At 60.6% G+C, this 7,760-nt stretch carries 4 protein-coding genes, 1 tRNA gene, 2 rRNA genes and 1 pseudogene (1 of these 8 only partly in view); 3 read left to right on the forward strand and 5 right to left on the reverse strand.

The annotated features are described in order from the left end of the window. Window positions 1-4: 4 nt before the first annotated feature. Both ACFOJ9_RS28220 and ACFOJ9_RS28225 read right to left on the reverse strand, forming a co-directional pair. Complete coding sequence (locus ACFOJ9_RS28220; protein WP_378983654.1) at window positions 5-3,115, reverse strand: efflux RND transporter permease subunit; 3,111 nt, start codon at window positions 3,113-3,115, stop codon at window positions 5-7. Continuing rightward, the gene (locus ACFOJ9_RS28225) at window positions 3,115-4,221 is read right to left on the reverse strand and encodes an efflux RND transporter periplasmic adaptor subunit (RefSeq protein ID WP_378988100.1); all 1,107 of its coding nucleotides are present in this window, start codon (window positions 4,219-4,221) and stop codon (window positions 3,115-3,117) included. Before ACFOJ9_RS28225 ends, ACFOJ9_RS28220 begins: the two co-directional genes overlap by 1 nt. 84 nt (window positions 4,222-4,305) lie before the next feature. Here ACFOJ9_RS28225 and ACFOJ9_RS28230 point away from each other — a divergent pair, with 84 nt between their 5' ends. The 3 genes and pseudogenes from ACFOJ9_RS28230 (at window position 4,306) to ACFOJ9_RS28240 (ending at window position 6,156) form a co-directional block, all read left to right on the forward strand. After that, window positions 4,306-4,884, forward strand: a complete 579-nt coding sequence (locus ACFOJ9_RS28230; protein ID WP_378983657.1) for a TetR/AcrR family transcriptional regulator — start codon at window positions 4,306-4,308, stop codon at window positions 4,882-4,884. A 46-nt stretch (window positions 4,885-4,930) separates the two neighbouring features. After that, window positions 4,931-5,323 (forward strand): annotated as a pseudogene (locus ACFOJ9_RS28235) (beta-ketoacyl synthase N-terminal-like domain-containing protein); the annotation flags it as partial. 470 nt (window positions 5,324-5,793) lie between these two features. After that, on the forward strand, window positions 5,794-6,156 hold the full coding sequence (locus ACFOJ9_RS28240) for a hypothetical protein (protein ID WP_352904631.1): 363 nt from the start codon (window positions 5,794-5,796) through the stop codon (window positions 6,154-6,156). 209 nt (window positions 6,157-6,365) lie between these two features. On the opposite strand, the gene ACFOJ9_RS28245 is transcribed toward ACFOJ9_RS28240, so the two are convergent. The 3 genes from ACFOJ9_RS28245 to ACFOJ9_RS28255 form a co-directional block, all read right to left on the reverse strand. Continuing rightward, window positions 6,366-6,442 (reverse strand) — tRNA-Met (locus ACFOJ9_RS28245). 153 nt (window positions 6,443-6,595) lie between these two features. After that, window positions 6,596-6,710: ribosomal RNA gene (rrf, locus tag ACFOJ9_RS28250) — 5S ribosomal RNA — on the reverse strand. A gap of 280 nt (window positions 6,711-6,990) precedes the next feature. After that, window positions 6,991-7,760: ribosomal RNA gene (locus tag ACFOJ9_RS28255) — 23S ribosomal RNA — on the reverse strand; it runs 2,052 nt beyond the window's last position.

Raw genomic sequence — 7,760 nt, forward strand, 5'->3', positions numbered from 1 at the left:
AGCCCTACTCGGCCGCCATCGCTGGTTGCAATTCCGGTTCCTTCGCCGAATCCTCGTGGGTCTCGTCCGCAGCCGGCTTGATCCGGAACCACGCGACATAGAGCGCTGGAAGGAACAGCAGGATTAGCACCGTGCCCGCCGCCGTGCCGCCGATCAGCGTATAGGCCATCGAACCCCAGAAGACGGAGTGCGTGAGGGGGATGAAGGCCAGCACGGCGGCAAGTGCGGTCAGGATCACGGGCCTCGTGCGTTGCACCGTGGCCTCGATGACGGCGTGATAGTCGTCAAGGCCGGCGGCACGGTTCTCCTTGATCTGTTCGGTCAGGATCAGCGTGTTGCGCATCAGGATGCCGGCCAATCCTATGAGGCCCAGAATAGCGTTGAATCCAAAGGGCTGGTTGAAGGCGAGCAGCATCGGCACGACGCCAACCAAGCCTAACGGTGCGGTCAGCACGACCATCGCCATCGTCGAGAAGGATCGCACCTGCAGTATGATGACGATCAACATGGCGGCGATCATGGCCGGGAAGACTTTGCCCAGCGCGGTGTTGGCCTTAGCCGCCTCCTCGATCGATCCGCCCATTTCGATGCGATAGCCGGCCGGAAGGGATTTGATCAGGGGCTCAAGGGCCGTCATGATCTGCTTGGAAACCTCTGGAGGCTGGGTCGCCTCATTGATGTCCGAGCGGATCGTGATGACCGGCGTGCGATCGCGTCGCTTCAGGATCGGCTCTTCCAGGCGGACTTCCGAGTGACCGATCTGGTCGAGTGGAATCTGGCGGCCATCCCGGCTCATCAGTGAGAAGTCCGCCAGACGCGTCGGATTCAGCCGCTCGCCGCCGGCGCTGCGTGCCACGATGGGGACATTGCGAATGTCCTCGCGGACCTGCGTGACGGGGATGCCGGTGAGAAGGAACTGGAGTTGCTGGGCCACCTCCGCCGGCGACAGGCCGATGAGGTTCAGTCGATCCTGATCCGGGATGAAGCGCAGTACCGGCGTGCGATTGCCCCACTCGCGATTGGCCTGCCGCACGTCCGGCACGCTGCGCATGATGGCGAGGGCTTTTTCGGAGATGGTGTATAGCTGCTGCGGGTTTGGCCCCATGACCCGGAACTCGACCGGAAACGGCGTGTAGGGTCCGAACACGAGTTGCGTGACACGGACGTTCGCTTCGGGGGCAAGCCCTGTCGCGACCGCTACACGGAGCCGGTGCTTCAAAGCCTCGCGCGCCTCCGCGTCAGGTGTCAGCACGACGATCTTGGCGAAAGCGGGATCAGGCAATTCGGGCGCCATGGCGAAGAAGAAGCGGGGAGCGCCCTGACCGACATAGCTCGTCACGATTTTGGCCTCCGGCTGGTTGCCAAGCCAGTGTTCCAACTTCTCGACCGTGGCGGTCGTCGTTCCGATGCTGGTGCCTTCGGGCAGGCGAACCTCGACCAGCACTTCAGGGCGATCGGATGTCGGGAAGAACTGCTGCTTGAGACCGCTCATGCCGACAACCGAAAGCGCGAAGACGATGCCGACGGCAGCGCAGGTCACGAACTTGTGGCGCACGGCAAAGGTGATGAGCCGGCGAAGGCGCCGATAGTTCGGTGTGTCGTATATGGCGTGAACGCCGCCTTCGACTGGTTTGATCGCGGGCAGCATCTTGACGCCCATATAAGGGGTGAAAATCACAGCGACGATCCAGGAGACGATAAGGGCGAACCCCACGACCCAGAAGATGTTGCCGGCGTATTCGCCGGCCGTCGAGCGCGCGAAGCCCACCGGCAGGAACCCGGCGATCGTCACCAGCGTGCCTGAGAGCATCGGCGCCGCGGTGTGGCTCCATGCATAGGCCGCCGCCTTGATGCGGTCCATGCCCTCTTCCATTTTCACCACCATCACCTCGATGGCGATGATGGCGTCGTCAACGAGGAGGCCAAGCGCCAGGATGAGGGCACCGAGCGTGATGCGGTCGAAGAACCGGCCGGTTTCCAGCATGATGAGAAACACGACGGCGAGCGTCAGCGGGACGGCGGCCGCCACGACGATGCCGACGCGCCAACCGAGGCTGAGCAGACTCACCAGCAGCACCACGCCGAGCGCCATCGCGAATTTGAGCATGAACTCGTTGACCGACGAGCCGATGTTGACGGCCTGGTCACTGACTTTGGCCAGCGTCATTCCGAGCGGCAGCGTCTGTGCGATGGAAGCGGACCTCACCTCCAGCGCCTTGCCGAGTTCAAGACCATTCCAGCCCTCCTGCATCACTGCCGCGAGCATGATGGTCGGCTCACCCTGGTGCCTGATGATGTAGGTGGGAGGATCCTCGTAGCCGCGCCGAACCTGGGCGACGTCGGAGAGCTTCAGCGTCCGTCCCGCGGCGACGATCGGCGTGTCGGCGATCGCCTGGACACTGTCATAGGCGCCTGCGACCCGGATAAAGACCTGCGGCCCCTCTGTGTCGATCGAGCCCGCCGGCGTGACGGTGTTCTGCCGCTGCAAGGCGGCAATGATGTCTTGTGCCGACACGCCGAGGGTTGCCAGCTTGGCATAGGAAAACTCGACGAATATCTGCTCGGGACGTTCGCCGAGGATGTTGATCTTCTTGACGCCGGGCACATGCAGAAGGTCATGGCGAATGGTCTCGGCCTGCCTCGCGAGTTCCCGCATCGGCATGCCTTGGGCCTTCAATGCATAAAGCGCGAAGCTCACATCCGAATACTCGTCGTTGACGAAGGGACCGAGCACGCCGGGCGGCAGGTTGCGGGCTTCATCCCCGAGCTTCTTGCGGGCCTGGTAGAACTCCTCCTGCACGCTGGATGGCGGTGTGCTGTCCTTTAGCGTAACCGTCAAATATGCATAGCCTGGCCGTGTCGTCGTCTCAACACGGTCGTACCAGGTCAATTCCTGAAGCCGCTTCTCCAATGGTTCGGCGACGAGGTCCTGCATCTCGCGCGCCGTTGCGCCCGGCCATACCGTCGTGACCGTCAGGGTCTTGATGGTGAAGTTGGGGTCTTCGGCACGTCCAAGCATGAGGAAGGCGTAGGCGCCGGCGGCGACCAGCAGAATGATGAAGAAGAGGGTTACGGCTCGCTCGCGAACGGCGATCGCGGAAAGATTGAGGTTCATCAGTTGCTCCCGCTTCCAGAGGCAGTCCTGACGCGGGTGCCCTCCTGCAGGAGATGAGCGCCGAGCGCAACAATCGAGTCACCGGAACTCAGCCCGGAGATCACGGCGGTTTCGCTGGTCAAACGAACAAGCTTGACGGGCCGAAAATGTACGGTCGAGGTTGCGCCGTCCAGAATCCAAACGCCGGTCTTCTGGCCATCATCCAGCACGGCTCCCAGCGGCACCTGGACTTCCGGTTCACTCGCCTGGCTTGCAAGCCGAATGGTTACCGTCGCGCCAAGCGGTGCTGCCGCGGCCTCACCGTCGAGCACATAGCGGGCCTCATAGGTGCGGGTCTGGGGATCGGCAGCGTCCGACAACTGTCGCAGATGCGCCGTATAATGCTGCCCATCGGCCCCGTACATCCTCGCCTCGGCTACCGAGCCGATCGCCGGCCGGATCGTTTCGGGAAGCGCGACAACCGCTTCGCGGGGACCGGCGTCGGCGATCCGAACCACGGTCTGTCCCGCAGTGACAACCTGTCCAGGCTCACCAAGCGTTTCGACGACCGTTCCATCTGCGTTCGCGTCCAGAATGGAATAGGCCGCCTCGTTCTGCGCGACCTTCGCTTCCGCTTCCGCGGCCGCGAGCTGTGCGGTCGCGGTATCAAGTGCTGCCTTCGCCTGCTCGTAACGCTGCGGAGTTGCAGCCAATTCCTTCTGGACCAGGACGGCATAGCGCTTTTCGTCGGCGCTCGTCTGAACCAGGACAGCGCGTGCCGCAGCGACAGCGTTGCGCTTCGCGGTGAGCGCAAGAACGAGATCGGTATCATCGATCCGCAGCAGCGGTTGGCCTGCCTTGACCTGTTCGCCGACGTTCACAAGCCGCTCGATGATCTTGCCGGGGACGCGAAACCCAAGATTGCTCTGCACCCTCGCCGCAATTGTGCCCGTGAAGCCGCGGTCAGATCCGGTGACCCCCGCTGCCGTCACCAGTCTGACCATCGGAGATTCCTGCCTCGGGTCAGCCGCGGCAGCGGCCGTGTGCGTGCGAAGCGTAATGAATGCGGCCAGACCTAGCCCCACGACCAAGATGCTCCCCAGTCCAATAACAAGTCGCTTTTTCATGCCCATCGCCTTCTCTGAAAATAGATTGCATTCGTACTCTATAGCTGATATAGATTACGAACACAATCAAAAAGGAGACGGATGATGCGTGTGACTCGCAGCCAGGCTGAGCAGAACCGGCAAACCGTGATCGATGTAGCGAGCCGGCTTTTTCGGGAGCGCGGATTCGATGGCATCGGCGTCAAGGATTTGATGGAGGGCGCCGGACTGACCCAAGGCGGGTTCTACAAGCAGTTCGCGTCCAAGGACGACTTGGTCGCGCAAGCGTCCAGACGGGCATTGGAGAGCGCTGCGAACCGATGGTCGACGGCGGCCGCGGCGAGCCCTGAGGACCCGCTTGGCGCCGTGTTCGACTTCTATCTCAGCACGGGGCATCGCGAGGAAAAGATGGACGGCTGCCCGGTGGTTGCGCTTGGCTCGGATGCTGCCAGGCAAGGCGCCGAGGTGAAGGCATCATTTGAGGCCGGCATCCGAGAATACCTCGAGATGCTGGGCTCATGGGTTGGCAAAGCCGGCGGTGAGGAGGCCGGCGGTAAAGCCATGGCCGTTCTCTCGACAATGGTCGGTGCGGTCGTACTCTCGCGTGCCGTCAATGATCCCGACCTCGCGAAGGCTTTTCTGGGTGCAGCGTTCGATCAAGTTCGCGAAGCAGTCGCGGCTTGAAAGCCGCACGCAGCGCTGGCGACGCACCCGAGTGATAGGAGAATAGATGCGACGGATCGTTGTTACGGGCATGGGAGCGGTCACGCCCCTTGCCGCACATGTAGAAGCCTCCTGGTCGCGTCTGCTGGCCGGTCGCTCGGGCATCCGCAGACTGCCGGACGATGTCGTGGGAGACCTGCCGGCGAAGATCGGCGGCACGGTTCCTTCCCTGGAAGAGGATCCCGAAGCCGGATTCGATCCCAATACCGTCCTGGCACCGAAGGACCAGCGCAAGGTGGATCGTTTCATTCTCTTCGCACTGGCGGCAGCGGAAGAGGCGATTGCCAAGGCGAACTGGAAGCCGGTCTCGGAAAATGACAGGATCCGCACCGCCACAATCATCGCCTCGGGGATTGGGGGGTTCCCCGCCATAACCGAAGCGGTGCGAACTGTCGATCAACACTTCAGGCGCTCCCCTCAACTCGCAAGATCATCGAGCAGCTAAAGGCTGAAGGAGGCAATGCGATCACCCATGTTGCGCGCATAGTGCACGCAGATCGCCAGTCATTCACATGCGGGCAGCTCGAAGCGATAGTTCACGATCTGCACCGTTTCCTGTCCTTTGCGCGCGGCGCATGGACGTCGCTCTTCGGGATCGTCGGTTACGACCGGAACGGTCAGGAACACTATCAGAATTGGGGGCAACGCATCGCTGCTCCTTGGCAATCTTGCCCAAGCTGGTTTGACATCCACCACGGCGAATGTCTGGCAGCGGCTTTTCCCGGCTTTGTGGAGCTACTTCATGACCCGTCTCTCTCAAGAGCAGGCTATGCCGGCCTCCATTGGTATCTTCGGAGCAACCGTGCAGGCGAAGGCGCCGGCGTAGATGGGGGTCTGGTACTTTCACAAGCCGCTCTCGAAGGCCTATCAATGTCGGTGCTGACCAACGCTGGCATCACCCTTCCAAGAGCTGCAAATGCAGCAGACAAAATTCGGGCAGCCTGCCAGCACTTGAAGATTCGGACTGCCATTCCGCCCTCGAGCAAGCGATTGCGCCGTTGGAAAAGAAACGGCGCGTTCGCCGACGCCCCGGAGGCAATAACGAAACTTCGCAATGAACTCGTGCATCCCAAGCGTATGCTTCCTGGGAAATTGCCATCCGCCATTCCGGAGGCTTGGCACCTCGCACAATGGTATATTGAGGTGATGCTGCTCAGGCTTTGCGGGTATCGAGGAGTCTATTCGCATCGCCTGATATCGAAGTGGGTTGGAGAGGTGCGGCCATTCCCGTAGTGGGGAAACTCATGTGCCCCGCGTTTGTAGATATCCTGGGTAGCTGGCGGTCCGAGCCGCTGTGCAGTGCGCTCCAACTATCCGGCCGATCGATAGAGGGAATGTTTGGTCGGCGCTTCCCCAAATAAGCAATAGAGGATGCGCTGCGTTGCCCTGAACGCAAAAACCGCCCCGGTTAGACCGGGACGGTAATTGATTTATGATAGAATTGGTTGCGGGGACAGGATTTGAACCTGTGACCTTCAGGTTATGAGCCTGACGAGCTACCGGGCTGCTCCACCCCGCGTCAACCCTAAGCAAGCACTTGCTTGCTTTATTAGACGTAAGCCGAGGCCTACAGATAGGTATATGGCTGACCAAATGAAAGGGCCGCTTACGCGGCCCGTGATCCCTTGGCGGGCCTTATCGTAGAGAGAAGATTTCAACGTGCGTTTAGCAGACCTGGCAGCGACCTACTCTCCCGCGTCTTGAGACGAAGTACCATCAGCGCTGGAGCGTTTCACGGCCGAGTTCGGAATGGGATCGGGTGCAGCCGCTCCGCCATAACCACCAGGTCGGCAAAACGCACGTTGTTCGAGAAGCTTTTTGAGCGAATAGCGATGAGGGAGTAGCGAATAGGGAAGTCCCTACTCTTGCCCTCTCTCTGAGCTGTTCGCTGGTCTTATATGTGCCTTTACGTTCTTTTGGTCCTGGCGCCTTTCGAAGCGAAGCTTCGCAAGGTCGACCGACCGTCGGCGCTGATGCGCCGCACCCACGTAGCGCCGCCCGCAGGGCGGAACAAGCGTGAGTGAGAACAGATCATCTGACCTTGTCAGATGGGCATAAGGAATGAGAACGATCAAGCCGATCGAACTATTAGTACCGGTAAGCTTCAAGCGTTGCCGCTCTTCCACACCCGGCCTATCAACGTGGTCGTCTTCCACGGTTCTCAGGGAATACTCGTTTTAAGGTGGGTTTCCCGCTTAGATGCCTTCAGCGGTTATCCCGTCCGGATGTAGCTACCCTGCTATGCGGCTGGCGCCACAACAGGTCCACCAGAGATCCGTCCATCCCGGTCCTCTCGTACTAGGGACAGATCCTTTCAATATTCCTACACCCACGGCAGATAGGGACCGAACTGTCTCACGACGTTCTGAACCCAACTCACGTACCGCTTTAAATGGCGAACAGCCATACCCTTGGGACCTGCTCCAGCCCCAGGATGCGATGAGTCGACATCGAGGTGCCAAACAACCCCGTCGATATGGACTCTTGGGGGTCATCAGCCTGTTATCCCCGGCGTACCTTTTATCCGTTGAGCGATGGCCCTTCCACGCGGGACCACCGGATCACTATGACCGACTTTCGTCTCTGCTCGACTTGTCAGTCTCGCAGTCAGGCAGGCTTATGCCATTGCACTCAGCGAACGATTTCCGACCGTTCTGAGCCCACCATCGCGCGCCTCCGTTACTCTTTAGGAGGCGACCGCCCCAGTCAAACTACCCACCATACATTGTCCCGGACCCGGATAACGGGCCGCGGTTAGACATCCATAGTAATAAGGGTGGTATTTCAAGGGTGGCTCCACCTGAGCTGGCGCCCAGGTTTCAAAGCCTACCACCTAT

This window comes from Mesorhizobium cantuariense, assembly GCF_042647205.1.
GTDB classification, from domain to species: domain Bacteria; phylum Pseudomonadota; class Alphaproteobacteria; order Rhizobiales; family Rhizobiaceae; genus Mesorhizobium; species Mesorhizobium cantuariense.